Origin of the sequence: Streptomyces sp. NPDC056987, assembly GCF_042673865.1 — a bacterium.
Classification (GTDB): Bacteria; Actinomycetota; Actinomycetes; order Streptomycetales; family Streptomycetaceae; genus Streptomyces.
This window is the reverse complement of the sequence record NZ_JBHURV010000004.1, coordinates 237,914-263,105: the sequence shown is the minus strand read 5'-3', so window position 1 is coordinate 263,105 and position 25,192 is coordinate 237,914. Positions and strand designations below refer to the sequence as shown.

General features: G+C 71.6%; 23 protein-coding genes. 12 read left to right on the top strand and 11 right to left on the bottom strand.

The genetic code is table 11. The features are described 5' to 3' along the window. Window positions 1–152: 152 nt before the first annotated feature. The 4 genes from ACFTZC_RS07250 to ACFTZC_RS07235 form a co-directional block, all read right to left on the bottom strand. Entirely contained in the window at window positions 153–1,076 is a 924-nt protein-coding gene (locus ACFTZC_RS07250) for a serine hydrolase (RefSeq protein WP_382887650.1), read from the bottom strand. Window positions 1,077–1,334: 258 nt separating this feature from the next. Continuing rightward, window positions 1,335–3,011, bottom strand: coding sequence for a thiamine pyrophosphate-binding protein (locus tag ACFTZC_RS07245; protein ID WP_382887648.1), 1,677 nt, complete (start codon window positions 3,009–3,011; stop codon window positions 1,335–1,337). Next, window positions 3,011–4,042 (bottom strand): agmatinase, encoded by a 1,032-nt coding sequence (speB, locus tag ACFTZC_RS07240; RefSeq protein WP_382887646.1) that lies wholly within the window; start codon window positions 4,040–4,042, stop codon window positions 3,011–3,013. The genes ACFTZC_RS07245 and speB overlap by 1 nt, the downstream gene beginning before the upstream one ends. 121 nt (window positions 4,043–4,163) lie before the next feature. Beyond that, a complete protein-coding gene (locus ACFTZC_RS07235; RefSeq protein ID WP_382887645.1) occupies window positions 4,164–5,672 on the bottom strand; it encodes a sodium:solute symporter in 1,509 nt (502 codons plus the stop codon). Between the two features lie 174 nt (window positions 5,673–5,846). Between ACFTZC_RS07235 and ACFTZC_RS07230 the strand changes: the two genes are divergently transcribed. Further along, window positions 5,847–7,388: a PucR family transcriptional regulator ligand-binding domain-containing protein gene (locus ACFTZC_RS07230; RefSeq protein WP_382887643.1), complete on the top strand. Its 1,542-nt coding sequence runs from the start codon at window positions 5,847–5,849 to the stop codon at window positions 7,386–7,388. On the opposite strand, the gene ACFTZC_RS07225 is transcribed toward ACFTZC_RS07230, so the two are convergent. After that, complete coding sequence (locus ACFTZC_RS07225; RefSeq protein WP_382887641.1) at window positions 7,372–8,664, bottom strand: FAD-dependent monooxygenase; 1,293 nt, start codon at window positions 8,662–8,664, stop codon at window positions 7,372–7,374. The two genes, ACFTZC_RS07230 and ACFTZC_RS07225, sit on opposite strands and share 17 nt — an antisense overlap. Continuing rightward, window positions 8,661–10,058: an MFS transporter gene (locus tag ACFTZC_RS07220; RefSeq protein ID WP_382887639.1), complete on the bottom strand. Its 1,398-nt coding sequence runs from the start codon at window positions 10,056–10,058 to the stop codon at window positions 8,661–8,663. The genes ACFTZC_RS07225 and ACFTZC_RS07220 overlap by 4 nt, the downstream gene beginning before the upstream one ends. A 130-nt stretch (window positions 10,059–10,188) precedes the next feature. On the opposite strand from ACFTZC_RS07220, the gene ACFTZC_RS07215 reads away from it, so the two are divergent. Both ACFTZC_RS07215 and ACFTZC_RS07210 read left to right on the top strand, forming a co-directional pair. Beyond that, complete coding sequence (locus ACFTZC_RS07215; protein WP_382887637.1) at window positions 10,189–10,830, top strand: TetR/AcrR family transcriptional regulator; 642 nt, start codon at window positions 10,189–10,191, stop codon at window positions 10,828–10,830. A gap of 304 nt (window positions 10,831–11,134) precedes the next feature. Then, the gene (locus ACFTZC_RS07210; protein ID WP_382887635.1) at window positions 11,135–12,727 is read left to right on the top strand and encodes a hypothetical protein; all 1,593 of its coding nucleotides are present in this window, start codon (window positions 11,135–11,137) and stop codon (window positions 12,725–12,727) included. Window positions 12,728–12,743: 16 nt separating this feature from the next. Here ACFTZC_RS07210 and ACFTZC_RS07205 read toward each other — a convergent pair whose 3' ends face one another. Then, window positions 12,744–13,016 (bottom strand): hypothetical protein, encoded by a 273-nt coding sequence (locus ACFTZC_RS07205; protein WP_382887633.1) that lies wholly within the window; start codon window positions 13,014–13,016, stop codon window positions 12,744–12,746. Between the two features lie 203 nt (window positions 13,017–13,219). Here ACFTZC_RS07205 and ACFTZC_RS07200 point away from each other — a divergent pair, with 203 nt between their 5' ends. The 3 genes from ACFTZC_RS07200 to ACFTZC_RS07190 are packed head-to-tail and all read left to right on the top strand — an operon-like array spanning window position 13,220 to window position 14,452. Next, window positions 13,220–14,014, top strand: coding sequence for a Scr1 family TA system antitoxin-like transcriptional regulator (locus ACFTZC_RS07200; RefSeq protein WP_382887631.1), 795 nt, complete (start codon window positions 13,220–13,222; stop codon window positions 14,012–14,014). Further along, on the top strand, window positions 14,007–14,228 hold the full coding sequence (locus tag ACFTZC_RS07195; RefSeq protein WP_382887629.1) for a DUF397 domain-containing protein: 222 nt from the start codon (window positions 14,007–14,009) through the stop codon (window positions 14,226–14,228). Before ACFTZC_RS07200 ends, ACFTZC_RS07195 begins: the two co-directional genes overlap by 8 nt. Further along, complete coding sequence (locus ACFTZC_RS07190; protein WP_382887627.1) at window positions 14,225–14,452, top strand: DUF397 domain-containing protein; 228 nt, start codon at window positions 14,225–14,227, stop codon at window positions 14,450–14,452. Before ACFTZC_RS07195 ends, ACFTZC_RS07190 begins: the two co-directional genes overlap by 4 nt. Here the strand turns inward: ACFTZC_RS07190 and ACFTZC_RS07185 are convergent. Both ACFTZC_RS07185 and ACFTZC_RS07180 read right to left on the bottom strand, forming a co-directional pair. Continuing rightward, window positions 14,449–14,874, bottom strand: a complete 426-nt coding sequence (locus tag ACFTZC_RS07185) for a cupin domain-containing protein (protein WP_382887625.1) — start codon at window positions 14,872–14,874, stop codon at window positions 14,449–14,451. The two genes, ACFTZC_RS07190 and ACFTZC_RS07185, sit on opposite strands and share 4 nt — an antisense overlap. A gap of 101 nt (window positions 14,875–14,975) precedes the next feature. Then, window positions 14,976–15,542, bottom strand: a complete 567-nt coding sequence (locus ACFTZC_RS07180) for a TetR/AcrR family transcriptional regulator (RefSeq protein WP_382887623.1) — start codon at window positions 15,540–15,542, stop codon at window positions 14,976–14,978. A 156-nt stretch (window positions 15,543–15,698) separates the two neighbouring features. On the opposite strand from ACFTZC_RS07180, the gene ACFTZC_RS07175 reads away from it, so the two are divergent. Together ACFTZC_RS07175 and ACFTZC_RS07170 are read left to right on the top strand one after the other, a co-directional pair. Further along, a complete protein-coding gene (locus tag ACFTZC_RS07175) occupies window positions 15,699–16,610 on the top strand; it encodes an NmrA/HSCARG family protein (protein WP_382887621.1) in 912 nt (303 codons plus the stop codon). 169 nt (window positions 16,611–16,779) lie between these two features. After that, window positions 16,780–17,937 (top strand): acyl-CoA dehydrogenase family protein, encoded by a 1,158-nt coding sequence (locus ACFTZC_RS07170; protein ID WP_382887619.1) that lies wholly within the window; start codon window positions 16,780–16,782, stop codon window positions 17,935–17,937. A 67-nt stretch (window positions 17,938–18,004) separates the two neighbouring features. Here ACFTZC_RS07170 and ACFTZC_RS07165 read toward each other — a convergent pair whose 3' ends face one another. Continuing rightward, a complete protein-coding gene (locus ACFTZC_RS07165) occupies window positions 18,005–18,784 on the bottom strand; it encodes a phosphatase (RefSeq protein WP_382887617.1) in 780 nt (259 codons plus the stop codon). A gap of 184 nt (window positions 18,785–18,968) precedes the next feature. On the opposite strand from ACFTZC_RS07165, the gene ACFTZC_RS07160 reads away from it, so the two are divergent. Beyond that, the gene (locus tag ACFTZC_RS07160; RefSeq protein WP_382887615.1) at window positions 18,969–19,454 is read left to right on the top strand and encodes a peroxiredoxin; all 486 of its coding nucleotides are present in this window, start codon (window positions 18,969–18,971) and stop codon (window positions 19,452–19,454) included. Here the strand turns inward: ACFTZC_RS07160 and ACFTZC_RS07155 are convergent. Further along, window positions 19,441–20,280, bottom strand: a complete 840-nt coding sequence (locus ACFTZC_RS07155; RefSeq protein WP_382887613.1) for a TetR/AcrR family transcriptional regulator — start codon at window positions 20,278–20,280, stop codon at window positions 19,441–19,443. The two genes, ACFTZC_RS07160 and ACFTZC_RS07155, sit on opposite strands and share 14 nt — an antisense overlap. A 169-nt stretch (window positions 20,281–20,449) precedes the next feature. Here ACFTZC_RS07155 and ACFTZC_RS07150 point away from each other — a divergent pair, with 169 nt between their 5' ends. From ACFTZC_RS07150 to ACFTZC_RS07140, 3 genes are read left to right on the top strand one after another with little or no spacing between them, the layout of a single operon-like run. Continuing rightward, window positions 20,450–22,105 carry a carboxyl transferase domain-containing protein gene (locus ACFTZC_RS07150; RefSeq protein WP_382887611.1) on the top strand — a complete coding sequence of 552 codons (1,656 nt, stop codon included), beginning with the start codon at window positions 20,450–20,452 and terminating at the stop codon, window positions 22,103–22,105. A 42-nt stretch (window positions 22,106–22,147) separates the two neighbouring features. Next, window positions 22,148–24,208 (top strand): biotin carboxylase N-terminal domain-containing protein, encoded by a 2,061-nt coding sequence (locus ACFTZC_RS07145; protein WP_382887609.1) that lies wholly within the window; start codon window positions 22,148–22,150, stop codon window positions 24,206–24,208. Further along, window positions 24,205–25,188 carry a hydroxymethylglutaryl-CoA lyase gene (locus tag ACFTZC_RS07140; protein ID WP_382887607.1) on the top strand — a complete coding sequence of 328 codons (984 nt, stop codon included), beginning with the start codon at window positions 24,205–24,207 and terminating at the stop codon, window positions 25,186–25,188. Before ACFTZC_RS07145 ends, ACFTZC_RS07140 begins: the two co-directional genes overlap by 4 nt. The last annotated feature ends 4 nt before the right edge of the window (window positions 25,189–25,192 follow it).

Below are 25,192 nucleotides of genomic sequence, written 5' to 3'. Positions count from 1 at the left end.
GGGCGAAGGCGGATTTCATCCCTCCGCAACAAATACCGGTCTCCGGTCCTAGACCCGGCCTAGGACCGGAGACTCGTACATGAGTTCGCACCGGGGCTGCCTCGCGGGGCCTCAAGAAGCCTCAAGGCGATCACCCCAGCGACACGGACAGGTCAGCGTGTCGCCGGAACGGCCTCCCTCGCCGCCTTCTCCGGGGTCGCCGGAACGGCCTCGTACGGTGTCTCCGGTACGGAGTGGACGGCGGCCCCCGTCTTCGCCGCCGCCGGGTTGAGATCCTTGTGGACCGCCTTCGCGACGGCCTGGATGGTGTTGACGCCGTCGTTCATCGTCTTGTTGTCGTGGGTGAGCACGCTGATCATGTAGTCGTGCCCCTTGCCGGTGAACGCGCCGACGCTGTGCACACGCCAGCCGTGGGTGGAGCGGGAGAGCCAGCCGTTCTTGAGCTGGACGGTGGCGGTCGCCGGGGCCCCGGCGGGCACGCCCCAGCGCTGGGAGGCGACGACCTTGCGCATCCGCTCCAGGATGAAGGCGCGCGAGTTGTCGCTGAGCACGGTGTTCTTCGCGGTGATCAGGGCGAGCAGCTTCTGCTCGTCCTGGGCGGTGATCTGCGTGAGGCCCCAGTATCCGCCGGTGCCGGGGACGGTCAGGGTCATCCCGGCGGCCTTGACGAAGCCCTTGATCTTCGTCAGGCCGAGCTGCTTCCACAGGGTGGTGGTGGCCGCGTTGTCCGACTTGGTGATCATGGCCGTGGAGAGGTCGACCTCACGCTGGGTCAGATAGCGGTTGGTCTTCTTCGCGTCCCAGAGCAGGGTGGCGAGGACGGTCACCTTGACCACGCTGGCGGAGTCGTACTTCTGCGTCGCCCGCAGGGTGCAGGTCGTCTTCGTCGTACGGTCGAAGACGCCGACGGCGGTCGTGGACGTTCTGTTCTTGAGCGCCGCGGTGATGTCCTTGGTGAGCCGGTCGGCGAGCCCCGCCTTCCCCGAGGTGCAGACGACGGCGGGCGCGGCCGCGGCGGCGGGCGCCGCTCCCGCCACGGCCGCGACCGGGACGAGCACGCCCGCGGCGAGCGCCACGGAGAGCGTGCCACGGGCCCGCCGCCGGGAGGAGAAACCCTTTCCCGGGCTTCCCTGGTTTCCTGAGCTTCCCTGGCTTCCTTGACTTCCCCGGCGCTGTCCTGGTCCTGATATCCACTGCTGAGTCATGTCGGTGTCCCGTCCCCCTGGGTGTCGGCGAACGCGCCCCACGGCACGCTCACTGACACATGACTCACCAGCGTCGGCGAATGGTTGTACGAGGCCGGGTCACGCTTGCGGACCAGCGTGACCCGGCGCTCAGGTGTCCAGGTGCGTCGGGGCGAACATCCGCAGCAGGGCGGGGAGTACGACCACGGAAGGGCCGGGCTCGGCGAGCGCCTTCGCCAGGTCCTCGCGCAGGGACTCCGGTGCCGTACGGACGGCGGGGACGCCGAAGGACTCCGCCAGGGCGACGAAGTCGGGCCGGGACAGCTCCGTCCCCGTCGGCTCGCCGAAGGCGTCCGTCATGTACTCGCGGAGGATGCCGTAGCCGCCGTCGTCCACGATCAGCCAGGTCACCGGCAGGTCGTACTGGCGGGCGGTGGCCAGCTCCGCGAGGGAGTACATCGCCCCGCCGTCCCCCGACACCGCCAGGACCGGCTTCGTACGGTCGGCCGCCGCCGCGCCGAGCGCGGCCGGGAAGCCGTACCCGAGGCCGCCCGCGCCCTGGCCCGAGTGCATCGGGCCCGGCCAGGCGGACCAGGCCCAGTAGGCGAGGATCGTCATGTCCCAGAAGCTCGGGGACGTGGCGGGCAGGGCGTCGCGGACGGCGGCCAGCACGCGCCGCTCCAGCGTGAGGTCCTGGGCCGCGATCCGCTCCCGTACCTTCTCCAGCACCGTACGTACGGACGCGGCGGCGCCCGGGTCCGTACGCTCGTCCACCGACTCCACCAGCGCGGCCAGCGCGAGCCTGGCGTCGGCGTGGATGCCCAGCGCGGGGTGGTTGGACTCCAGCTTGCCGAGGTCCGCCTCGATCTGGATCACCCGGCCGCGCGGGCGGAAGGTGTGGTAGTTCGAGGACAGCTCGCCCAGCCCGGAGCCGACCACCAGCAGCACGTCCGCGTCCTCCAGGAAGTCCGTGGTGTGCCGGTCCTCCATCCAGGACTGGAGGGAGAGCGGATGCTCCCAGGGGAAGGCGCCCTTGCCCCCGGCCGTCGTGACCACCGGCGCGTCCAGCTTCTCCGCGAGCGCGCGCAGCTTGCCGGAGGCGTCCGCCCGGACCACCCCGCCGCCCGCGATGATCACCGGCCGGGCCGCGTGCGACAGCGCCTGCGCCGCGACGGCGGTCAGCTCGGGGCGCGGGTGCAGCTCGCGCGGGGTGGCGTCGATCGCCGTGACGACCGGCAGCGAGACCTCCGCGAGCAGCACGTCCTGCGGGATCTCCACCCACACCGGGCCGTGCGGGGCGGTGAGCGCGGACTCCCAGGCCGCGGCGAGCGCGGACGGGATCTGCGAGGCCGCACGGACGGGATGGACGGACTTGACGATGTCGCGGAAGGACGCCTGCTGGTCGCGGAGTTCGTGCAGATACCCGTGGCGCCCGCCGCCCAGGCCCGCCGCCGGTATCTGGCTGGAGATCGCCAGCACCGGCGCCGAGGCCGCCGCCGCCTCCTGGAGCGCGGCGAGCGAGGTCAGGGCGCCGGGGCCGGTGGAGAGCAGCAGCGGGGCGACCTCGCCAGTGACCCGGCCGTACGCGTCGGCGGCGAACCCCGCGTTGTTCTCGACGCGCAGCCCTATGTACCGGAGCGAGGAGCGGCGCAGCGCGTCGAACATGCCGAGGGCGTGCTGTCCCGGCAGGCCGAAGACGGTCGTGGCGCCGAGCCCGTACAACGTCTCGACGACGAGATCGCCGCCGCGCCGACCGGGCGGCGGGGCGAGCGCGGCGGCGGTCTGCTCGGGGGTGAGGCGCACCACGTCGTGGTCGTGATCGTGCATCAGCGCGCCTCCGCCGAAAAGCCCTCGGCGACCGGTGCGGTCCGGGCGATCTGGCGGGACATGACCGTCGTCAGCTCGTACGCCGTGTGAGAGGCGGCGACCGAGGTGATCTCCGCGTGGTCGTACGCGGGCGCGACCTCCACCACGTCGGCGGAGACCAGCCGGCAGGAGGCCAGCCCCCGGATGATCTCCAGGAGTTCCCGGGAGGTCAGCCCGCCCGCCTCGGGTGTGCCGGTACCCGGCGCGTGCGCCGGGTCCAGGACGTCGATGTCGACGGAGATATACAGCGGCCGGTCCCCGATCCGCTGCCGCAGCTGGTCCGCGATCTCGTCCACACCCCGGCGCATCACATCGGCGGAGGTGACGATCCCGAACCCCATCCTGGCGTCCTCGTCCAGGTCCCGCTTCCCGTACAGCGGGCCGCGCGTCCCGACGTGCGAGAGCGCCTCCGTGTCGAGGATGCCCTCCTCGACGGCCCGGCGGAACGGGGTGCCGTGGGTGTACTCCGCGCCGAAGTAGGTGTCCCAGGTGTCCAGATGGGCGTCGAAGTGGAGCAGCGCGACCGGTCCGTGCCGCTTCGCGACCGAACGGAGCAGCGGGAGCGCGATCGTGTGGTCGCCGCCGAGGGTCATCAGCCGTGCGCCGGTGCCCAGCAGGTCGTCGGCGGCCGCCTCGATCGTGTCGACCGCCTCGTTGATGTCGAACGGGTTCGCGGCGATGTCCCCGGCGTCCGCGACCTGCGCGAGCGCGAACGGGGAAGCGTCCTGCGCGGGGTTGTACGGACGCAGCAGCCGCGACGCCTCCCGGATCGCGTTACCGCCGAAGCGGGCGCCCGGCCGGTAGGAGACCCCGGTGTCGAAGGGGACGCCGACGACCGCGACATCGGCCGTGCCGACCTCGTCCAGCCGGGGCAGCCGGGCGAACGTGGCCGGCCCCGCGTACCTCGGGACACGGGACGAGTCGACGGGCCCGCGCGGGCCGCTGCGGTGCCCCTGCTCTCCGTGCTGTCCGTGGTGTCCGTTGCTGCTCATCGTCGGGCCTTTCCGGGTGTCGCCGCGTGCGGTTCCGTACCGCGTGACGCGCTGGGGCTGTTACGGCAGTTCTGTGGTGCCCTGTGTCGCTCTGTACAGCTCTGTCCAGAGTGCTTTCGTCTCAAGAATGGACCAGCCCACTGACAGCGGGCTCCCCCGCCTCCTCCGGCCCCTCTCCCGCGAGCCGGGCGCGCCACGCGGCGAGCACCGCCTCGTCCGTCGGCCGCGTGGCCAGACTGACGATCACATAGGCGGCCAGGGAGGCCAGCAGGCCGTAGTAGATGGGCTGGTTGGCGAGGATCCCGTACGCCGCCATCAGCCCCACGACCGTCACCCCGCCGACGACCACGGCGGCCAGCGCCCCGTACACCGTGCCGCGCCGCCACAGCAGCCCGCCGAGGATCGGTACGAGCAGTCCGCCGACGAGGAGGTTGTACGCGACGGTCAGCGCCTCGACCACGTTGTTGAGCGCGACGGCGACGGCGATCACTCCGATGCCCATGACCAGGATGAACAGCCGGTTCCCGCGCACCTCGTCCACCTCCCCACGGTCTGCTTCCCCACCGCCTGCTTCCCCGCGATCCGCGCCGCCCCGGCCGACGGCGCCGCGCAGCCGCGCCCAGATGTCGTTGTTGGCCACGGTCGCGCAGGCGATCAGCGCGCCCGAGGAGGTCGACATCACCGCGGCGAGCGCGGCGGCCAGCACCAGACCCCGTACGCCCAGGGGCAGTTCGTCCTTGACGATGGTGGCGAAGGCGTCGTCGGCGCTGCCCAGGTTCGGGTAGAGCACCTTGGCGGCCGTCCCGATGACCGCGCCGGCCAGCGCGTACAGCAGACAGTACGTACCGGCGACGGTGCCGCCCCAGCGCGCGACCTTGTCGCCGCGCGCGGTGAACACCCGCTGCCAGATGTCCTGTCCGATCAGCATGCCGAAGGTGTAGATCAGGACGTACGTGAAGATCGTCTCGCCGCCGATGCCGAACGGCGAGAAATACTCGGCGGGAAGCCGCGCCTTCATCTCGCCGATCCCGCCCGCCTTCACGACCGCGATGGGCAGCAGGAGCAGCAGCACCCCGATCGTCTTGACGACGAACTGCACCATGTCCGTCAGCGTGATGGACCACATGCCGCCGAGCGTCGAGTACGCGACGACGATGGCGCCGCCCAGGATGATCGCGACGGTGCGGTTCAGGTCGAAGAGGACATCGAAGATCGTGGCGTACGCGATGGTCGAGGTGACCGCGAGCATCAGGGTGTACGCCCACATCACGATGCCCGAGATGAGCCCGGCCCGGCCGCCGTACCGCAGGTCGAGCATCTCCGAGACGGTGTAGACCTTCAGCCGGGCGATCCGCGCGGAGAAGAAGACGGAGAGGGCGAGCAGCCCGAGGCCGATGGCGAAGACCATCCAGGCGCCGGAGAGGCCGTGCCGGTAGCCGAGGCCGACGCCGCCGATGGTCGAGGCGCCGCCGAGGACGATGGCGGCCATGGTCCCGGAGTACATCCAGGGGCCGAGCCGGCGGCCCGCCACCAGGAACTCGCTCTTGGACTTGGCGCGGCGCATGCCCCACCAGCCCATGGCGAGCATGCCGGCCAGATAGACGACGATCACCGCGTAGTCGACAGCCATGGGCTTCCTCCGTCTCGTCTCACGCTTGAGGGCACTCGCGTTCCGCACGTGGCCGTACGGGGCCGTACTGGCTGTACGCGGCCGAGCGTGTGGGTCATGACGGTAGGTGGCCGGAATGCGGCGCTGAAGTGTACGTTTCATCCATTCTTTCCGCCGAAGACGGATGGATCATCCATGCCGGACAGCACCGGGGCCCCGTCCGCCCCCTCATCACCCCCGTCCCCCTCGTCCTCCTCGTCCTCCTCGTCCTCCCCGCCCACTCCCCCGGTCCCGCTGGCCGAGCTGCTGGCCGACCGGACGCTGGGGCTGCGCCGGATCGCGGGCCCGCCGGACGACGGTTCCCAGGTGGTGCAGTGGGTGCACACCTCGGAGATGGCGGACCCGTACCCCTATCTGCTCGGCGGCGAGCTGCTGCTGACCGCGGGTGTCCAGCTCACCGACGCCGCCGCGGACGCGTACGCGGCACGCGTGGTCGAGGCTGGCGCGGCGGCGCTCGGCTTCGGGGTGACGCCGGTGTACGACACGGTGCCGCCCGCCCTGGTCGACGCCTGCGACCGGCACGGGCTGCCGCTGCTGGAGGTGCCGCCGCGTACCCAGTTCACGGCGGTGGCCCGCGCGGTGTGGCGGCTGATGGCGGAGGCGCGCCACCGGGAGCTGCGCCGGGTGACCCGCGCCCAGCAGGGCCTGGCCGCGGCGGCGGCGCGGCAGGACCCGGTGCCCGCCGTGCTGCACCAGCTGGCGTCGGGGCTCGGTGGCCGCGCGGTCCTGTTCGCCCCGGACGGCGCGGAGCTGCACTCGACGGGCCGGGTCGCGGCCCCGGGCGCCCGTACGGCGCTCGCGCGCCTGGCCAGGGTGGTCGGCCCTGCCTCCGCGCCCACCCCCTCCTCCGCCACGGACACGACACCGGGCGCCCACCTCGCGGCGTACGCGCTCGGCGGCGGCCAGGGCCTGGTGCTCGGCGTGGCGGCCGAACGGCGCGAACCCGGCGACCATACCGTCGCGGGCGTCGCCGTCGTCCTGCTCTCCCTCCTCACCGCGCCGCACCAGGGCGCGGCGGAGGCGGGCCGCTCCGCCGCGCTCGTACGGCTGCTGCTCGGCGCCACCCCCGCCGAGGCGGCGCCGCTCCTCGGCCCCGGGCCCTGGCGGGTCGTCCAAGGGCGGGGCGGCGCCACCCCCTTCGCGGCGGGCGCGCTGGCAGCGGCCCTGGGCAGCGCGCTGGCCGACACGGACGGCACCACGGTCCGCGTCGTCACCGACCGCGAGGTCACGGCCCAGCCGGGCTGGACCCTCGGCGTCAGCGACCCGGTCCCCCCGGAGGAACTGGCCGCCGCCGACACCCGCGCGCTGCGCGCCCTGGGCCGCGCGGAGGCCACCCGTACCCCGCTGGTACGCCACGACCCGGCCGGCCCGGCGGCCGGGCTCACCGCCCTGATCCCCCGGGAGGAGGCCGCGGCCCACGCCCGCGCGCTCCTGGCCCCGGTCCTGGCCGCGCCGGGCGCCCCGGCGCTGATCGAGACGCTGCGCGCCTGGCTCTCGCTGCACGGCAGCTGGGACCGTACGGCGGTGGCGCTGACGGTCCACCGCAACACGGTCCGCCACCGGGTCACCCGCTGCGCGGCGCTCCTGGACCGGGACCTGGACGACCCCGACGTACGGATGGAGCTGTGGTTCGCGCTGCGGGAGCCGCCCGCGCCCGGTCTCACGCCACCGGCGTGAACGCGGGCAGGGTGAGGGCCGAGTGGGCCGGCCGTCCCTCCGCGTGGGGCAGGGTGGTGAGCTTGCGCAGCATGTCGTTGCGCCGCTCCAGGGCCTGGGCCGTGGTCGGGAAGAGCGCGGCGCCGCCCTCGCCGACCAGGTCCTGGTTGAGCGTCACGAAGCCGCGGGTGTCCTGTTCGTAGGCGGCGAAGCCCGCGGTGTGGTCCCGGCCGGCCAGGGAGCCGGCGAGCATGTACGCGCCGACGAGCGCGAGGCTGGAGCCCTGACCGGTGAGGAACGAGGGCGCGTACGCGGCGTCGCCCACCAGCGCGATCCTTCCGCTGGACCAGCGGGGCATGCGGATCTGGCTGACCGTGTCGAAGAACAGGTCGTCGGCGTCGCGCAGGGCGGCGAGCAGGCCCGGGACCTCCCACCCCGCGTCGGCGAAGACCTCGGCGACCAGCTCCCGTTGGGCTTCCGGATTCCGGAACGCGCCGAACGGCGGCTCCTGGCGGGCGAAGTTCAGGAGGACGTGTACGTCCTCGTCGCCCCCCACGGCGTACAGTGCCGCGGCCCGGCCCGGCGTGTTCCACAGCACGGTCTCGTGGGAGAGCCCGAAGGTGTTGCGCAGGGTGAATCCGGCGAAGCAGTAGCCGAGGTACCGGTGGAACTGCTCCTCGGGGCCGAACAGGGACGCGCGGGTCCGGGAGTGCATCCCGTCCGCGCCGACCACGATGTCGAACGTACGGCTGCCGCCCCCACGGAAGGTGACATCGACCCCGTGGCCGGACCGGTCGCCCCCGTGGCCGAATTGGTCGACCCCGTGGCCCGACTGGTCGAGGGTGTCGATGGAGTCGTCGAACAGGAACTCCACGTCGTCCCGGACCGCCGCGTGGAGAGCGGCGATCAGATCCCCGCGCCGGACCTCCAGGTCCCGTCCCGCGACACCGCCGGTGACGGTGTGCGGGGCGACCGAGGCCACCTCGCCGCCGTCCCCGTCGAGGAAGGTCAGCCGGCGCAGGTCGATGTGCGCGTCCCGCAGCCTCGGCAGGATCCCCATGCGCCGGACGACCTCAAGCGCGGTGCCGCGCACGTCGACGGGGTAACCGCCGCCGCGCGGTGCGCCCGCCTTCTCGACCACCGTGACGGCGAATCCGTACCGGTTCAGCCAGAACGCGAGGGCGGGCCCCGCGATGCCGGCCCCGGATATCAGGACGGTGCGCCTCCGCGACGCACGAAGGCCCCTCGACGGATCGTTCCTCGACGGATCGGTCCTCTGCAGATCATTGCGGGTCATTCCTTGACTCCTTTGCTCAGGGTACGGACGACAAGCAGGGACAGCGCCGTGACGGCGCCCGCGATGACGAAGCCGGTGACGAAGGCCGATTCGGCCGGGACGTCCGATCCCGAAGGGGTCCCGGCGGTGAGGATCGCGCCACTGACCTGCACACCCACGGCGAAGCCGATGACGCGGGTCACCAGGACCAGGCTGGTGGCGATGCCGGTGTCACCTTGATCGACGGAGGTGGCGGTGCTGGTCACCATCGCGGTGACGCACAGGCCGTTGGCGAACGCGATCAGCGCCTTGCCGATGACGAGGTGCCAGACCTCGCTGTGCACGGCCGCCAGGGCGAACAGGGCGGCGACCATGAGGACGGTCCCGGTGGTGACGACGGCTCGCGAGCCGAAGCGCCGCGCCCCGATCCCGCTGATCGGCCCGGCCAGCGACGCGGCCACGGCGCCGGGCAGCAGGAAGAAGCCGATCGCGGTGGCGCTCGCCCCGAATCCGTAGTCGTCGGCGGAGACCGCGAAGAGCTGCGGGACGAGATAGACGGGCACCGAGGTGCCGACGCAGATCACGAACGTCAGCACGCACGCCTTCCACACGGCGGGGCGCCTCAGCATGCGCAGATCGACCATCGGAGAGGCCGCACGGCGCTCCACCGCCACCCATCCGGCCGCGAAGGCGGCGAGCACCACGAGGAGGGCGCCGAGCACGAGGGGCTGCGCGCCGAGGTCGGGTGCCAGCGCGAGTACGAGCATGAGCGTGACCAGCGTCCCGCTCAGGAGGGCCAGCCCGGGCCAGTCGACCCGGGCACCGTCCGAAGGCCCCGGCCGGTCCTGCGGCATCAGCCTGTTGACCAGGAGCGTGGACCCGATGACCGCGATCGTCGGCAGCGCGAACATCCAGTGCCGGGAGAGTTGTTCCGCCACCGGCCCGGCCGACAGCGTTCCCGCCATCCCGCCGCCCACGAAGAGCCCGCTGACCACCCCGATGGCCACCTTCGACTCTCCCGCCGGGAGGTGTTCGCGCACCAGGATGAACGACAGGGGCAGCGCGCCCACCATCGCTCCCTGCAGTATCTGACCGAGCAGCAGCACCGGCAGGTTCGGCGCCAGGGCGGACACCAGACCACCGGCCGAGACCACCGCCATCAGCCGGACCAGGACCCGTTTTCCGCCGTAGCGGTCGCCGAACTTGCCCGCGACCGGCGTGATGAGCGCGCCGGTGATGAGGAGCGTGATGCTGAGTAACGCCCCTTCGGCGGGACTCATGCCCAGCTCGCGCTGGAGGAGCGGGAGCGTCGGCGTCACCACCGACTCCAGGGCACCGGTGGCGAGTGCGAGCATGCCGAGGGCCCAGACAGCGGCGTTCCCGATACGGGCCGGGGGAGCCAGAGTTGTGGTCATGGACGTCCTTTCCGTCATGGCCGGGCCCGGGCGCGGACACAGCGGCCCTTCACACGGCGTGTACGAGTGCGGCACGCCCGCCGACCAGAATTACACTACACCGTGCAGTGTAGGAAGGTAAGCTGCGTCCATGCCGACCACGAAGACACTGCGCGAGGGGTCCACGCCGAAGCGGGCCGCCATCCTCTCGGCGGCCCGGGAACTGTTCCTCACCGACGGCTTCGACCGAACCAGCGTCGACGCGGTCGCCGCCCGGGCCGAGGTGTCCAAGCGGACCGTCTACGACTATTTCGGCGACAAGCGGACGCTGCTGCGCGCGGTCGTCGACGCCGTCGGCCAGTCACTGATCACCACGATCCGGCGCACCCTCGACGACACCCTCACCGACCTCACCGCCCTCACCGAGGCGCCGGGCCTTGAGGACGCCCTGGTCACGTTCTCGATGCGCATCGCGACCGACATGCTCGGCTCGGCGGAGTACGCGACGCTGCAGCGACTGGTCCGGGCGGAATCCGGCAACCTGTCGAGCCGGGGCTACAACTCCATGGCCGACACCCCCGATGAGGCGTTGGCCGAGCGGTTCGCCGCCTTCGCCGAGGCCGGGCTGCTCGACGTCCCGGACGCCCGGCTCGCGGCCGACCAGTTCATCGCGCTGACCTTCGGCGTCGCGCTGGACCGGCTCGGTTCCGCGAACGCCGCGGAGGACACCCGCGTACGGCCACTCGTCGTCGAGGGGGTGCGGACCTTCCTCCGGGCCTACCGAACGCGGTAGGCCCGGAGCTGCGGCCGACCCGGTCCGCACCCGTAGCGCTCAGGTGCGGGCCGCCGGGCGGCGTTCATCTGCCGGCGGCACCCGCTTCACCTGCGTTTTCACCGCCTGACACCCCTGGACCCAGAGGGGTCCCGGCACCCTCGGATTTGGGTCCCTGGCTGGGTCCCCGGGCCCAAGCCGCCGCCGTTTTCCGCTCCGTAGCCTTCGCACGGAACCAAACCTTCAGCGGGGGAGGAGCGGTGAGAACATGAGGGACAACGGCTGTGCAAGACCCTGGATTTCCCGGGACCGGGGACAGACGGGAATGGAGTACCTCGGCATGCTCACCCTCGTGGTGAGCCTGGTGCTGGGGCTGACGCTCACACCGGTCGGGACGAAGGTGACCGGCGGACTCCACGACGCGATATGCCAGTTGACGACCGGCGAGTCCTGCCGGTCGGGTGCGGGAGGCGACGACACGGCGCTGCCGGACCCGGACTCCACCGATGCGGGCGACGACGGGACCACGACGCTCTCGGACCCCAAGGGCAAGCCGGAAGAGCCGACGGAGGAGGACGCGGCCTTCGAGCCGGACAAGTGCATCCTGGCCTCGGAGACCGACAAGCAGAAGACCGTGATGCGGATCCTCTTCATCAAGATCAGCTCCAGCAGTGAGCTGAAGGTCACCCAGTGGTCGGACGGTACGGTCACCCTCGACTCCACGGGCACGGTGCAGGGCGGCGTGGAGGGCGGGATCGACTTCCCCGGGCTCAAGTCGTGGGGCGGCAGCGCCTCGCTGAGCGGCAGTTACACCAAGGGCGGTGGTGGCGGCGGCCGGTGGCTGTTCGACGGCAACAAGACCGGCGACCCGCAGAAGGACCTGGAGGCCAACTACAAGGACGCCCAGCAGTTCGCGGAGTACCTGAAGGGCGCCGCGAAGTGCAACAGCCGTCCCCCCGGCGCTCGCAGCACCGAACTGGGCATGCTCTGCAACCACGCGAACAAGGACAAGCTGCCGGAACTGCCGCCGGACCGGCAGCCCGACCTCGACATCACCAAAACGACCAGCGAGAAGTCCGGCGACGTCAAGTTCGGCAAGAGCCTCAGGACCGGCAAGGACAACAAGAGCGTCGGTCAGCTCACGGGCAAGGGCGCCCAGGGGACGTGGATGGAAGACACCCTGGTCATGCGCGGCAACGGGGAGATCACCTTCGTCTACACCATGGAGATCAACGGCCGGGTCGGCAACGGCTACCAGGGTGAGGGCAGCCATATGCAGCAGTTCTACGTGACGTACAACGCGGAGGATTACGACAAGGAGGAGAAGGACGGCAAGCCCCACCGCCCGACCAGGCTCAGGATCACGACGGCGGAGCGCGGCATGAGCGGCAACCCGGGCGTCGACATCCGGGGCTCGGTGCCGGCCGGTCCGGTCACCCTGCATGTCGAGGGCGGCGGCGGGAAGACCGAGACGGATCTGCACACCGAGGTGGCGGAACTCGACCTGAAGGACGCCAAGGACAGCGAGACCGTCGAGAACTACCTGCGCAACGGGGAGGACGGCGACGACAGCGGACTCAAGCAGATCCACAACGCGGGCATTCCCTCACCGTCCTCGGCCGCCGACCCGCTGACCCCCGACTCCACCCCCTTCGAGCGGCTCCTGCACGACAAGGCCAAGCTCAGCAGCCTCGACTACAAGGTGAACATCGACTGGTGGAAGGCCGGGTTCGCGCTCAGCCTGGGCACCTCCCTCCACAAGCTGAGCACCGGCTTCAAGCTCTTCGGTCTGGAGACCAGCCGGGAACACGAGGAGCAGAAACTGACCGGCGACCCGACCTACGCGGGCGCCCCCCGCGAGGACGGCACCCGCCCCTGGCTACCGTTCAAGAAGTGCAGCGCGATCACCCCGGTCTGAGCTGCTCCGTTCCAGATCATTCCTCGGCGTCATCCGTATCGGGGCATGCGGGCTCGGGGATGCGGGCCCCTCGGCTCTCCGCGATGCGGCAGGCGTCGCGCAGCGCCTCGGACATACGGGCCGCGAGAAAGCGGAGCTGCGCCGAGGTGGTCCGGGAGTCGCCGAGCATGTCGGCCGCGTGGCCGAGGATTTCGGCGGCCATGTCGAGTTGCGCGTCCTCCATCTCGTCGGCCAGGCGGGAGATGTAGCCGGTTCCGTCACCGGAGAGGTAGCACGGCTTGCCATCCATGCCGGACCACGGAAGCAGCCGCAGCGCCTCCCCCGAGCCATTGAGAGCAGAAATACTGAGCACGTCGTCAACTCCTACTTGGTCACCGGTCACACCCCACAGGGCTCCTCTGTGTAGCGAATCACTCACAGAGTGCGACGGCGCTCGCTAGGCTCGCCAGTAGGTAGCAGGTGACAGGGCGCTTGTCGCGAAGGAGTCGGCGAATGGGCAGCATCTACGGCGATTGGCTCAAGGAACGGCGCGTGGCGGCGGGGTTGACGCAACAGGAGCTGGCCGACGTCGCGATCATGACCCGTTCACACATCTCGCATATCGAGGCGGGACGCCGAATCCCGTCGAAGGACGACGCCCGGCGCCTGGACAGGGCCCTGAACACCGGGAACGTACTGAGCAGTTTTCTGCCCCAGGATGACGACACGATTGCCGATTACTTCGAGCCCGCACGCCAACTCGAACAACAGGCAACGGCGATCAGAGAGTTCGCGTTGTCCTTCGTACCTGGCATTCTTCAAACAAATAGGTATGCGAGTGCCGTTCTGGGTACGACCTACCCCCCTCGGAGTGACGAGGAGCGTGACCGACACGTAGTCACACGGTTGGAGCGGGCAAACATCCTTGCTGACCCGGTGACGCCCGTAGTGTGGGCGCTGCTGGATGAGGCCGTGCTACGTCGCCCCGTCGGCGGCCCAGAGGTCATGGCTGAACAGATCTTGCACATTGTCCACTTGGCCGAGATCAAGCGTGTGCGCGTTCACGTTTTGCCACTCGCATTGGGCGTTCACCCGCTCATGCAGAGCATGCTCACCCTGATGTGGTTCGAGGATCAGCCTCCAGCCGCTTACAGCGAAGGCCTGTCCGTTGGCAAGGTGCACGACTCCCCAGCGGTAGTCGAACGCCTCCAAGGCGCCTACGATCTCGCACTGGGTGACGCACTCCCCTTGAAGGAGTCGCTCACCCTCATGCGGGCAACGGCGAAAGAGTATGGACACCATGACTGAGCAGTTCATCCCGGGCGCTGCCGCGCTGAACGGCTGGCGCAAGTCGTCGTACAGCGGGAACGAATCCGGCAGCTGCGTCGAGGTAGCGGACAACCACCCCACCGGCATCCCCATCCGCGACTCCAAAACCCCCCACGCCCCCGCCCTCCTCTTTCCCCGGGCCGGTTGGTCATCCTTCATCACCGCTGTGAAGAGCGAGGCGTTCCTGACATGACAGAGAAGACCGACCCTCACCTCACCGGCACAAACCGCTGGCGCAAGTCGACCCACAGCGGACCCGAGGCAGGCGCTTGCCTCGAAGTACTCGACAACCACCCCACCGGCGTCCCCGTCCGCGACTCCAAAACCCCCCACGCCCCCACCCTCCTCTTCCCCCCGCCCCACTGGTCGTCCTTCATCACCGCCGTCAAGGACGAGACGTTCCGCCCCCTCCCCTAGCGCGGCGCGCGCAGGTGTGCCCGGTCCTTCAGTTCCTCCTCGGCGACCAACCTGAGCATCGGCTGACCCGGCGCGCACAACATGGTCACCACGAACGTGGTCGGTGCGTCCGACAGGGCGTTGCCGTCCTGGTAATGGATCACGTCACCGCCCGGCTCCCAGAACGTCCCGCCGGCCTCGACCACGCGCTCCGGCTCACCCTCCAGCTCGAAGCGGACCGCGCCCTCCATCACGTAGCCGAACGACGGGCCCGAGTGGCGATGCGGCGGGAGCCCGGGGTGACCGGGAGGCCACTCGACGAGGATGGTCATTCCCGTACCGCCTTCGGGAAAGAAGGGCGGAGTGACTTCCTGCAGCAACGTGACCTCGGGCGGCAGCGAGACCTCGTCGGCGGTCCCATGCTCCGAGTTCTTCTCCGACATGTGCCGCACCTCCGTAAGGCCTCGCCCAAGCGGTCTCCTGACCACTCTGCCTCCGGTCGGCGACCGCCACCATCCGGGAGCAAGCGGCGTCGCGACCCCTCTCACCTCTGCGGGCTGAGCCCCGCGACCGTCAGGCCGAGGAGCCGGTCCGCCTCGGCGGCGGGGTCCTGGTGGTGTTCCGTGGCCCAGACGATGCCGGCGATCAGGGTGACCAGGTCGGTGACGGTCACGTCCGGTGTCACCGCGCCGTCCTGTGCGGCGCGGCGCAGCAGGGGGGCCGCCGCCTCGGTGAACAGGGCCGCGCAGGCGTTCACGTGCGCCTGGTCGGCGGTGACCGGCGCGTCCGGGGTCAGGGCTACGGCGAGCCCCCGGGCCGATGCGGCGTACGCGGTGACCGCGCGCAGCCACTCCAGGAGCGCGGACCGGGGGTCGGGGGTGTCGGCCAGGTCGCGGGCGCGGTCGCACAGGGCTTCGAGCCGTTCGTGGAAGACCGCGTCCAGGAGTGCGCGCCGGTTCGGGAAGTGCCGGCGCACGGTGGCGGAGCCGAGCCCGGCGACGCGCGCGATCTGCTCCAGGGAGGCGTCGGCGCCGTGCTCGGCGACCTCCGACTCGGCCACGGCGAGGATCCGCGCGTAATTGCGCCGGGCGTCCGCGCGCTGGACGGGCATGGCGTCATCTCCGGATTCGCCTGGTGGGGATCCACCGAGCGGGTGTTGCTAAGTGGCGGGGGCCTCCGTATCTTACCGAAAGAGAAACGGCGGGGCCCGCCATTTAGTGTCCGCCTACCGTCGCGCGCTGGTCGCGCACTGCCCGTAGGAGCCGCCATGTCCACGCACCCCGCCCCCGTCCTGGTCACCGGCGCCACCGGCCGGCAGGGCGGCGCCACCGCCCGTGCCCTGCTCGCGGCGGGCGTCCCCGTCCGGGCGCTGGTCCGCGACCCCGGTACCGACCGGGCGAAGGCCGTCGAGGCGCTCGGGGCCGAGCTGGTCACCGGCGACCTCGACGACCGCGCCTCCGTGACCCGGGCCGCCGAGGGGGCGCGCGCCGTCTTCTCCGTACAGATGCCCGATCTGGCCGGGCGCGGCTTCGAGGGCGAGCTGGCCCAGGGCGTCAACCTGATCGAGGGCGCGAAGGCCGCCGGCGTACCGCAGTTCGTGCACACGTCCGTATCCGGTGCCGGGCAGCACACGGAGGCTCCCGGCTGGGCCGAGGGCCGCTGGGCGCCGATGGAGCCGTACTACGCGGTCAAGGCCGGGCTCCAGGACCGGGTGCGGGAGGCGGGCTTCGCGCACTGGACGCTCGTCAAGCCGGGCTTCTTCATGGACAACTTCCTCCCTTCCCAGGCGTTCCTGTTCCCGCGCGGCGTCGAGGGCGGCCTGGTGAGCCTCGTGAAGCCCGGGACGCGCCTGTCGCTCGTCGCGGTCGGCGACATCGGCAGGGCGACGGCCGCCGCCGTCGCCGAGCCGGAGCGGTTCGGCGGGGTCGAGCTGGAACTGGCGAGCGACCACCTGACGATGACGCAGGTCGCGGCGGTCCTCTCCCGCACCCTGGGCACGGAGCTGACCGCGCCCGACATGACCGAGGAGGAGGCGACCGCCGCCGGGATGCCCTTGATGGGCGCCGGGCATGAGTTCCTGAACGTGGTCGGCCAGCCGGCCCGCCCGGAGTTCGCGCGGGCCCTCGGCATCCCGACCTTCGAGGAGTGGGCACGGGAGCACCTGCGGGCCACCGCGTGACCGGTCCACGCCATCCGCAACCCCTGGACACCCGAACGAACCCCCGGGTAACTTGGAACTGAGCAACCGCTTAGATCCGTTGACCGCAGCCGCCGATCGAGCAACCCCGATGGCGGGCATCCAGCTACGCGAGAGCGGCGGCGGTTCAGCCGCAGAGGAGGGCCATCCCGTGCGCCGTACCGTTTACAACGAGGACCACGAGGCGTTCCGGGAGACCATACGCGCCTTCGTCGAGGCCGAGGTCGTGCCGGTGTACGACGAGTGGTACGCGGCGGGGCAGGCCCCCCGCGACTTCTACTACACCCTCGGTGAGCTGGGCATCTTCGGGATCGAGGTGCCCGAGGAGTACGGCGGGGCCGGCGAGGAGTCCTTCAAGTTCCAGGCCGTCATCACGGAGGAGTGCGCCCGCGCCGGGGTCTCCTTCGGCGGTTCCGGCGTCCATGTCGCGCTCTGTCTGCCGTATCTGAAGGCGTACGCCACCGACGAGCAGAAGAAGCAGTGGCTGCCCGACTTCGTGAGCGGCCGGGCGATGTACGCGATCGCCATGACCGAGCCGGGCACCGGGTCCGACCTGGCCGGGATGAAGACCACCGCCAAGCTCTCCGAGGACGGCACGCACTACGTCCTCAACGGCGCCAAGACGTTCATCACCGGCGGCGTCCACGCGGACCGTGTCATCGTCTGCGCGCGGACCGCCGCGCCGAAGCCCGACGACCGGCGGTTCGGGATCTCGCTGCTGGTCGTGGACACGAAGTCGGAGGGGTACGCGGTCGGCCGCAAGCTCGACAAGCTGGGCCTGAAGACCTCCGACACCGCCGAACTGTCCTTCACCGACGTGAAGGTGCCGGTCGGGGACCTGCTCGGCGAGGAGAACCAGGGCTTCTCGTACCTCGGACAGAATCTGCCGCAGGAGCGCCTGGGCATCGCGATCGGCGCGTACGCGCAGGCCGCGGCCGCCGTCCGGTTCGCGCAGGCGTACGTGCTGGACCGTACGATCTTCGGCAAGAGCGTGGCGTCGTTCCAGAACACCAAGTTCGAGCTGGCCGCCTGCAAGGCGGAGGTGGACGCCGCGGAGGCCGTCGTGGACCGCGCGCTGGAGGCGCACGACCTGGGCGAGCTGTCCGCGGCCGAGGCCGCCTCGGTGAAGCTCTTCACCACCGAGGTCGCCCACCGCGTGATCGACAAGTGCCTCCAGCTCCACGGCGGGTACGGCTACATGAACGAGTACCCGATCGCCCGGCTGTACGCGGACAACCGCGTCAACCGGATCTACGGCGGCACCAGCGAGGTCATGAAGACGATCATCGCCAAGTCGATGGGGCTCTAGCCGGCCCGGTCGGCGGGGCTCCGGTCGACGGGGCTCCGGAGCCGGGCCCTCTCCCGGAGCGGGGCTGTCAGAGCAGCCCCGCTTCGTTGAGCAGGTAGGCCGTCATCGGGTCGTAGAAGCGCGGGTCCGTGACATGGTCGTCCAGCGGGACCGTCACAGAGAGCGTGCCCTCCGCCTCGCCGAGGAAGAGCGCGGGGTCGTTGCAGTCCGCGTACCCCATGGAGTCGAGGCCGCGCTGGCCCGCGCAGCCCGCCCAGCCGTGGTCGGCGACGACCAGATCGGGCTGCGGTCTGCCGTCCCGCTCCAGGCCGTCCAGGATCGCCCGCATCGGCTCCGGGGAGTGCGTGTGCCACAGGGTGGCGCCGCGCTCCAGCACCGCGACGTCCGCGAACTGGAAGACCATGCCCTCGTCGGCCGTCAGCCCGCCGGGGATCCGTACGATCTCGCAGCCGGCGGCCCGCAGCGCGTCGGCGGTCTGCCGGTGCACGTCCAGCAGGCCACCCGGGTGACCGGTCGCGAAGAGCACGCGCTCCTTGGCGTCGGCGGCCTTGCGCAGCCGCGCGGCCATCCGCTCCAGGGCGTCGACGGTCAGCTCGGGGTCGATGGTGTCCTGGCCGGCACGGTGCCCGGGGTCGTCGTTCACGCCGCAGCGCTCGGCCATCACGGCGAGCACGTCCTGCTCGTCGGTCCAGCGGTCACCCAGCTCCAGGCCCAGCCAGTAGTGGCGGTCACCGTTGGCGAGCTTGCGGTAGTGGGAGAGGTTGTTGTCGCGGGGCGTGGCGACATCGCCCGCGATACGCGTACGGACGAGGTGGTCGACGAGGGCGGGGCGACTGGGTATCGGCATGGGCCCATTGTGCCGTCCGACCCGCGTGGCGCGCCGGGTGTCCCGCACGCCGGGACGGATCCGGGCCCGGATCGCCCGGGGCGCCCCGGGCGATCCGGCGGGACCCCGGTGCCGGATGCCCGCCGGGGAGTGGTCCACTGTGCGTACCTCCGTTACTCCGTTTCACCTCAACCGGGAGTGTCCAGTGGCAACTTCACCCGATCTCGGCCGTCCCGTGGCGCCCTTCACCCTGCCGGGCGGTGTACTCGACGGCGACACCTTCGTACGGCGGGAGTACCGGCTCGAAGAACGGCAGGGGCACCCGCTGGTCATCGCCTTCTATCCCGGGGACGACACCACCGTCTGCACCAAGCAGCTCTGCTCGTACTCCAGCGGCCTGGAGACGTTCACGGATCTGGGCGCCGAGGTCTGGGGCATCAGCCCGCAGGACGTCGACAGCCACGAGGCGTTCGCGCGCAAGCACGACCTGCGGATTCCGCTGCTCGCCGACACCGACCGGGCGGTCGCGAAGGCGTTCGGGGTGGCCGCGCCGGGGATCGGGGTGCGCCGGTCGGTGTTCCTGGTCGCACCGGACGGCTCGCTGCACTGGAAGCACGTGGCGCTGCTCGGGATGACGTTCCAGCCGGTGGAGACCCTGGCCAGGGAGCTGTCGGGGCTCAGGACCGCCTGAACCGCGGCACCGGGTCCTCGGCGCTTCCGGAGCCGTACGCGCTTCCGGAGCCGTCCGTGCTCGCGGGATCGCTCGTGCTCGCGGAACCCGCCGCAGTTCCGAAGCCTCCGGCGCCGTCGGCGCCTTCCTCGCCCAGTGCGGCGAAGGCGCCGTGGGCCAGGCGGCGCAGCAGGGCCTCCGTCTTGGCGCGGCCCGGCAGGCTGCCGCCGTACGAGCCGAGGTGCGGCGTCGAGTTGAGCAGCCCGAACACGGCGTGCACGGCGCCGCGCGCCTGCGCCTCCGGTACGTGCGGGTACAGCTCCCGTACGACCGTGACCCACAGCTCCACGTACTGCCGCTGGAGCTGACGCACCAGCTTGCGGTCGCTGTCCCTGAGCCGGTCCAGCTCGCGGTCGTGCAGGGTGATCAGCGCGCGGTCGTCCAGGGCGAAGTCGATGTGCCCGTCGATCAGCGAGGCCAGCAGCGCGGCCGAGTCCCGGCCCATTCCGGTGACCCCGGCGGCCCCTGGGGCACCAGGGGCGCCGGTGACCTCCGTGACCCTGGTGACACCGGGGGCCTCCACGGCCCCCATCGCCCCCGCTGCCTCGTCCGCCTCGCGGACCCGCAGCCTCCCGCCGTCCAGCAGCCGGCCGCTGATGCCGACCAGCAGCTCGGCGAGCATCGCGTCCTTGCCCGCGAAGTGGCGGTACAGCCCCGGCCCGCTGATGCCGACGGCCGCCCCTATCTCGTCGACGCCCACGCCGTGGAAGCCGCGCTCGGCGAAGAGGCGCGCGGCCTGCTTGAGGATCTGTTCGCGGCGGGTCGGGGCGGCGGTCCGGGTGCTCATGAGAAATCATTCTAGACAGGGTCGTTAGCGATCGTTAACCTGGAGTCGGCGAGGTTAACGCTCGCTAACGCCCGGGCAGGTACATCAGGGCAGGTACAGGCGTGCGGACACACGCGCGCGGACACATGCAGGCGGACACATGCGGGCCGGAGCGAGGGAGCTACCAGCGATGCTGCAGCCGACGAGGCAGGGGACACGGCGGGTGACCGCGCAGCGCGCCCCCGTGCTGACCAGCTCCGCCGACCCGGCATCGGCGGCGTGGAAGGCCAACGAGGTGGCGCACGGCGCGCTGGCCGACGCGCTGCGCGCCCGGCTCGGCGCGGCCCGGCTGGGCGGCGGTGAGAAGGCCCGCGCCCGGCACACCGCGCGCGGGAAGCTGCTGCCGCGCGACCGGGTGGACACGCTCCTCGACCCCGGGTCGCCCTTCCTGGAGCTGGCGCCGCTGGCGGCCGAGGGGATGTACGGAGGGGCCGCCCCGGCCGCCGGGGTGATCGCCGGGATCGGCCGGGTCAGCGGCCGTGAGGTCGTGATCGTCGCCAATGACGCGACGGTCAAGGGCGGCACGTACTACCCCATGACGGTGAAGAAGCATCTGCGCGCCCAGGAGGTGGCCCTGGAGAACCGGCTGCCGTGCCTGTATCTCGTCGACTCGGGCGGCGCCTTCCTTCCGCTCCAGGACGAGGTCTTCCCGGACCGGGACCACTTCGGGCGGATCTTCTACAACCAGGCGCGGATGTCGGGCGCCGGTATCCCGCAGATCGCCGCCGTCCTCGGCTCCTGCACGGCGGGCGGGGCCTATGTCCCGGCGATGAGCGACGAGGCGGTGATCGTGCGCGGGCAGGGCACGATCTTCCTGGGCGGGCCGCCGCTGGTGAAGGCGGCGACGGGCGAGGTGGTCACGGCCGAGGAGCTGGGCGGCGGCGAGGTCCACTCCCGTACGTCGGGGGTGACGGACCACCTCGCGGAGGACGACGCGCACGCGCTGCGGATCGTCCGCACCATCGTCTCGACCCTGCCCGCGCGCGGGGCGCTCCCCTGGCCGGTCGAGCCGGCCGAGGAGCCCGCGGTGGATCCGGCCGGGCTGTACGGCGCGGTGCCGGTGGACTCCCGTACGCCCTACGACGTGCGGGAGGTGATCGCGCGGGTGGTCGACGGCTCGCGGTTCGCCGAGTTCAAGGCCGAGTTCGGCACGACGCTGGTGACGGGGTTCGCGCACATCCACGGCCATCCGGTGGGGATCGTCGCCAACAACGGCATCCTGTTCTCCGAGTCGGCCCAGAAGGGCGCGCACTTCATCGAGCTGTGCGACCAGCGCGGGATCCCGCTGCTCTTCCTCCAGAACATCTCCGGCTTCATGGTCGGCCGGGACTACGAGGCGGGCGGGATCGCCAAGCACGGCGCGAAGATGGTCACGGCGGTGGCGTGCGCGCGGGTGCCGAAGCTGACGGTCGTGGTCGGCGGGTCGTACGGGGCGGGCAACTACTCGATGTGCGGCCGGGCCTACTCCCCCCGCTTCCTGTGGATGTGGCCGAACGCCAAGATCTCCGTGATGGGCGGCGAGCAGGCCGCCTCCGTCCTCGCGACCGTCAAGCGGGACCAGTTGGAGGCGAGGGGCGAGGAGTGGGGCGCCGAGGACGAGGAGGCGTTCAAGGACCCGATCCGCGCGCAGTACGAGAGCCAGGGCAACGCCTATTACGCGACGGCCCGCCTGTGGGACGACGGCGTGATCGACCCGCTGGAGACCCGGCAGGTGGTGGGGCTCGCCCTGACCGCGTGTGCCAACGCCCCGCTGGGTGAAGCGGGCTTCGGCGTCTTCCGGATGTGAGAGCGCGATGGTGAGGGTGGGATGGTGAGGGTGGAAGCGCGAATGTTCGACACGGTCCTGGTGGCCAATCGCGGCGAGATCGCGGTCCGCGTCATCCGTACGCTGCGTGCGCTCGGCGTGCGCTCGGTCGCGGTCTTCAGCGACGCGGACGCGGACGCCCGCCATGTGCGCGAGGCGGACACGGCGGTACGGATCGGTCCCGCGGCGGCGTCGGAGAGCTATCTCCGCGCCGACCGGCTGCTCGACGCGGCGGCGCGTACGGGGGCGCAGGCGGTCCACCCGGGGTACGGCTTCCTCTCGGAGAACGCCGGGTTCGCGCGGGCCTGCGATGCGGCGGGGCTGGTCTTCATCGGGCCGCCCGCCAGGGCGATCGAGCTGATGGGCGACAAGATCCGCGCCAAGGAGACCGTGGGGGCGGCGGGCGTACTGGTGGTGCCTGGCTCCTCGGGCAGCGGGCTGACCGACGCGGAACTGGCCGGGGCGGCGGCCCGGATCGGGCTGCCGGTGCTGCTGAAGCCGTCGGCGGGCGGCGGCGGCAAGGGCATGCGGCTGGTGCGCGCGGAGGCGGTACTCGCGGAGGAGATCGCGGCGGCCCGGCGCGAGGCGCGCTCCTCCTTCGGGGACGACACGCTGCTGCTGGAGCGGTGGGTGGACCGGCCGCGCCACATCGAGATCCAGGTCCTCGCCGATACGCACGGGAACGTGGTGCATCTCGGCGAGCGCGAGTGCTCGCTCCAGCGCCGCCACCAGAAGGTGATCGAGGAGGCGCCATCCGTCCTGCTGGACGCGGCGACGCGGGCGGCGATGGGCGAGGCGGCGGTCCGGGCGGCGCGCTCGTGCGGCTACACGGGGGCGGGGACGGTCGAGTTCATCGTCCCGGGCGACGATCCCGCGTCGTACTTCTTCATGGAGATGAACACCCGTCTCCAGGTCGAGCATCCGGTCACGGAGCTGATCACCGGTCTCGACCTGGTGGAGTGGCAGCTCCGGGTGGCAGCCGGGGAGGAACTGCCCTTCGCGCAGGAGGACATCACCCTCACCGGGCACGCGGTGGAGGCCCGGATCTGCGCGGAGACGGTCTCCGTGAGAGAAGGCAGCCGGGGCTTCCTGCCCTCCGGGGGCACGGTGCTGGCGCTGCGCGAACCGGGGGGCGGCGGGGTACGGACGGACTCGGGCCTGGCGGTCGGCACGGAGGTCGGCAGTACGTACGACCCGATGCTGTCGAAGGTGGTCGCCCACGGCCCGGACCGCGCCTCGGCGCTGCGGATGCTGCGGGCGGCCCTCGCGGACACGGTCACACTCGGCGTCCCGACGAACGCCGGGTTCCTGCGCCGGCTGCTGGCCCATCCGGCGGTGGTCGCGGGCGAGCTGGACACCGGGCTGGTGGAGCGCGAGATGGACTGCCTGGTGCCCGACGGGGTCCCGCCGGAGGTGTACGCGGCGGCGGCGGCCGTCCGTCAGGCCGAGCTGGCACCGGCGGGTGACCCGGCCACCGGGTGGGTGGACCCCTTCTCCGTGCCGAGCGGCTGGCGGCTGGGCGGTGAGCCGGTCCCCGGGCGCCACATGCTGTGCGTGGCGGGACGTGAACCCGTTACTCAGGAAGTGCGGCCCTCGGACGTCTTCCGGGTGGAGCCGGGGCTTGTCACCGTCACCGTGGACGGCGTGACGCACACCTTCCACCGGGCGGGGCACTGGCTCGGCAGGGACGGCGACAGCTGGCACGTCCAGGACTTCGACCCGGTCGAGGCGGCGCTGCGGGGCGCGGCGGCGGGGAGCGGCGTGGACGCGCTGACGGCGCCGATGCCGGGGACCGTCACCGTCGTGAAGGCGGGCGTCGGGGACACGGTCGTGGCGGGGCAGAGCCTGCTGGTGGTGGAGGCGATGAAGATGGAACACGTCATCGCCGCCCCGCACGACGGCACGGTCGCCGAGCTGGATGTCGTCCCGGGGTCGACGGTCGCCATGGACCAGGTGCTGGCGGTCATCACCCCGTCCGGGACACCGGCCGATGCCCCGGCCCAGCCCCCGGCCGGGCCGTTCCAGGAGCAGGAGGCCGCCGGGGTGCCGGCGGCCGGCGCACAGGGCGCGCAGGAGGAGTCATGACCGACGGGCTGCCCATGGCCGTTCCCGCGCAGGGGTTGCCGCCCCGGGTGCGTATCCACGAAGTGGGCGCGCGGGACGGGCTCCAGAACGAGAAGGCCGTCGTGCCGACCGAGGTGAAGGCCGAGTTCATCCACCGGCTCGCGCACGCGGGGCTGACCACCATCGAGGCCACCAGCTTCGTCCACCCGAAGTGGGTGCCCCAACTGGCGGACGCCGAGGCGCTTTTCCCGCTGGTGGCGGATCTCCAGGGCGAGGTGGCGCTCCCGGTCCTGGTGCCGAACGGGCGCGGTCTGGACCGGGCGCTGGCCCTCGGCGCCCGCCAGGTCGCCGTGTTCGGCAGCGCCACCGAGTCCTTTGCCCGGGCCAACCTCAACCGGAGCGTGGCCGAGTCGCTCGACATGTTCGCGCCGGTCGTGGCCCGTGCCCGCGACGAGCGGATGCGAGTGCGCGGCTATCTCTCCATGTGCTTCGGCGACCCGTGGGAGGGGCCGGTCCCGGTCCATCAGGTGGTCACCGTCGCCAAGGCGCTCATGGACCTGGGCTGCGACGAGCTGAGCCTCGGCGACACGATCGGGGTCGCCACCCCCGGCCATGTCCAGGCGCTGCTCGCCGAGCTGAACGAGGAGGGGGTGCCCACGAGCGCGCTCGGCGTGCATTTCCACGACACGTACGGCCAGGCGCTCGCCAACACCCTGGCCGCGCTCCAGCACGGCGTGACGACGGTGGACGCGTCGGCGGGCGGTCTGGGCGGCTGCCCGTTCGCCCGGAGCGCCACCGGGAATCTCGCGACCGAGGACCTCGTGTGGATGCTCGACGGCCTCGGGGTGGAGACCGGGGTCGACCTCGGCCGGCTCACCGCCACCAGCGTCTGGCTGGCCGGCGAGCTGGGCCGCCCCAGCCCCTCCCGTACCGTCCGCGCGCTGTCCGCCCCGGCGCAGCCCCCGGCCCAGTCCCCCGCGGCCCCGTCCCCCAAGGAGTGACCCG

What these genes read in the sequence shown, in the direction of transcription:
- ACFTZC_RS07165 (WP_382887617.1), bottom strand. Translation starts at nt 18,784, where the DNA reads ATGCCGATACCCAGTCGCCCCGCCCTCGTCGACCACCTCGTCCGTACG.
- ACFTZC_RS07150 (WP_382887611.1), top strand. Translation starts at nt 20,450, where the DNA reads ATGCTGCAGCCGACGAGGCAGGGGACACGGCGGGTGACCGCGCAGCGC.
- ACFTZC_RS07245 (WP_382887648.1), bottom strand. Translation starts at nt 3,011, where the DNA reads ATGCACGATCACGACCACGACGTGGTGCGCCTCACCCCCGAGCAGACC.
- ACFTZC_RS07235 (WP_382887645.1), bottom strand. Translation starts at nt 5,672, where the DNA reads ATGGCTGTCGACTACGCGGTGATCGTCGTCTATCTGGCCGGCATGCTC.
- ACFTZC_RS07140 (WP_382887607.1), top strand. Translation starts at nt 24,205, where the DNA reads ATGACCGACGGGCTGCCCATGGCCGTTCCCGCGCAGGGGTTGCCGCCC.
- ACFTZC_RS07175 (WP_382887621.1), top strand. Translation starts at nt 15,699, where the DNA reads ATGTCCACGCACCCCGCCCCCGTCCTGGTCACCGGCGCCACCGGCCGG.
- ACFTZC_RS07195 (WP_382887629.1), top strand. Translation starts at nt 14,007, where the DNA reads ATGACTGAGCAGTTCATCCCGGGCGCTGCCGCGCTGAACGGCTGGCGC.
- ACFTZC_RS07180 (WP_382887623.1), bottom strand. Translation starts at nt 15,542, where the DNA reads ATGCCCGTCCAGCGCGCGGACGCCCGGCGCAATTACGCGCGGATCCTC.
- ACFTZC_RS07155 (WP_382887613.1), bottom strand. Translation starts at nt 20,280, where the DNA reads ATGAGCACCCGGACCGCCGCCCCGACCCGCCGCGAACAGATCCTCAAG.
- ACFTZC_RS07185 (WP_382887625.1), bottom strand. Translation starts at nt 14,874, where the DNA reads ATGTCGGAGAAGAACTCGGAGCATGGGACCGCCGACGAGGTCTCGCTG.
- ACFTZC_RS07230 (WP_382887643.1), top strand. Translation starts at nt 5,847, where the DNA reads ATGCCGGACAGCACCGGGGCCCCGTCCGCCCCCTCATCACCCCCGTCC.
- ACFTZC_RS07200 (WP_382887631.1), top strand. Translation starts at nt 13,220, where the DNA reads ATGGGCAGCATCTACGGCGATTGGCTCAAGGAACGGCGCGTGGCGGCG.
- ACFTZC_RS07225 (WP_382887641.1), bottom strand. Translation starts at nt 8,664, where the DNA reads ATGACCCGCAATGATCTGCAGAGGACCGATCCGTCGAGGAACGATCCG.
- ACFTZC_RS07220 (WP_382887639.1), bottom strand. Translation starts at nt 10,058, where the DNA reads ATGACCACAACTCTGGCTCCCCCGGCCCGTATCGGGAACGCCGCTGTC.
- speB (WP_382887646.1), bottom strand. Translation starts at nt 4,042, where the DNA reads ATGAGCAGCAACGGACACCACGGACAGCACGGAGAGCAGGGGCACCGC.
- ACFTZC_RS07205 (WP_382887633.1), bottom strand. Translation starts at nt 13,016, where the DNA reads ATGGATGGCAAGCCGTGCTACCTCTCCGGTGACGGAACCGGCTACATC.
- ACFTZC_RS07210 (WP_382887635.1), top strand. Translation starts at nt 11,135, where the DNA reads ATGGAGTACCTCGGCATGCTCACCCTCGTGGTGAGCCTGGTGCTGGGG.
- ACFTZC_RS07215 (WP_382887637.1), top strand. Translation starts at nt 10,189, where the DNA reads ATGCCGACCACGAAGACACTGCGCGAGGGGTCCACGCCGAAGCGGGCC.
- ACFTZC_RS07190 (WP_382887627.1), top strand. Translation starts at nt 14,225, where the DNA reads ATGACAGAGAAGACCGACCCTCACCTCACCGGCACAAACCGCTGGCGC.
- ACFTZC_RS07145 (WP_382887609.1), top strand. Translation starts at nt 22,148, where the DNA reads ATGTTCGACACGGTCCTGGTGGCCAATCGCGGCGAGATCGCGGTCCGC.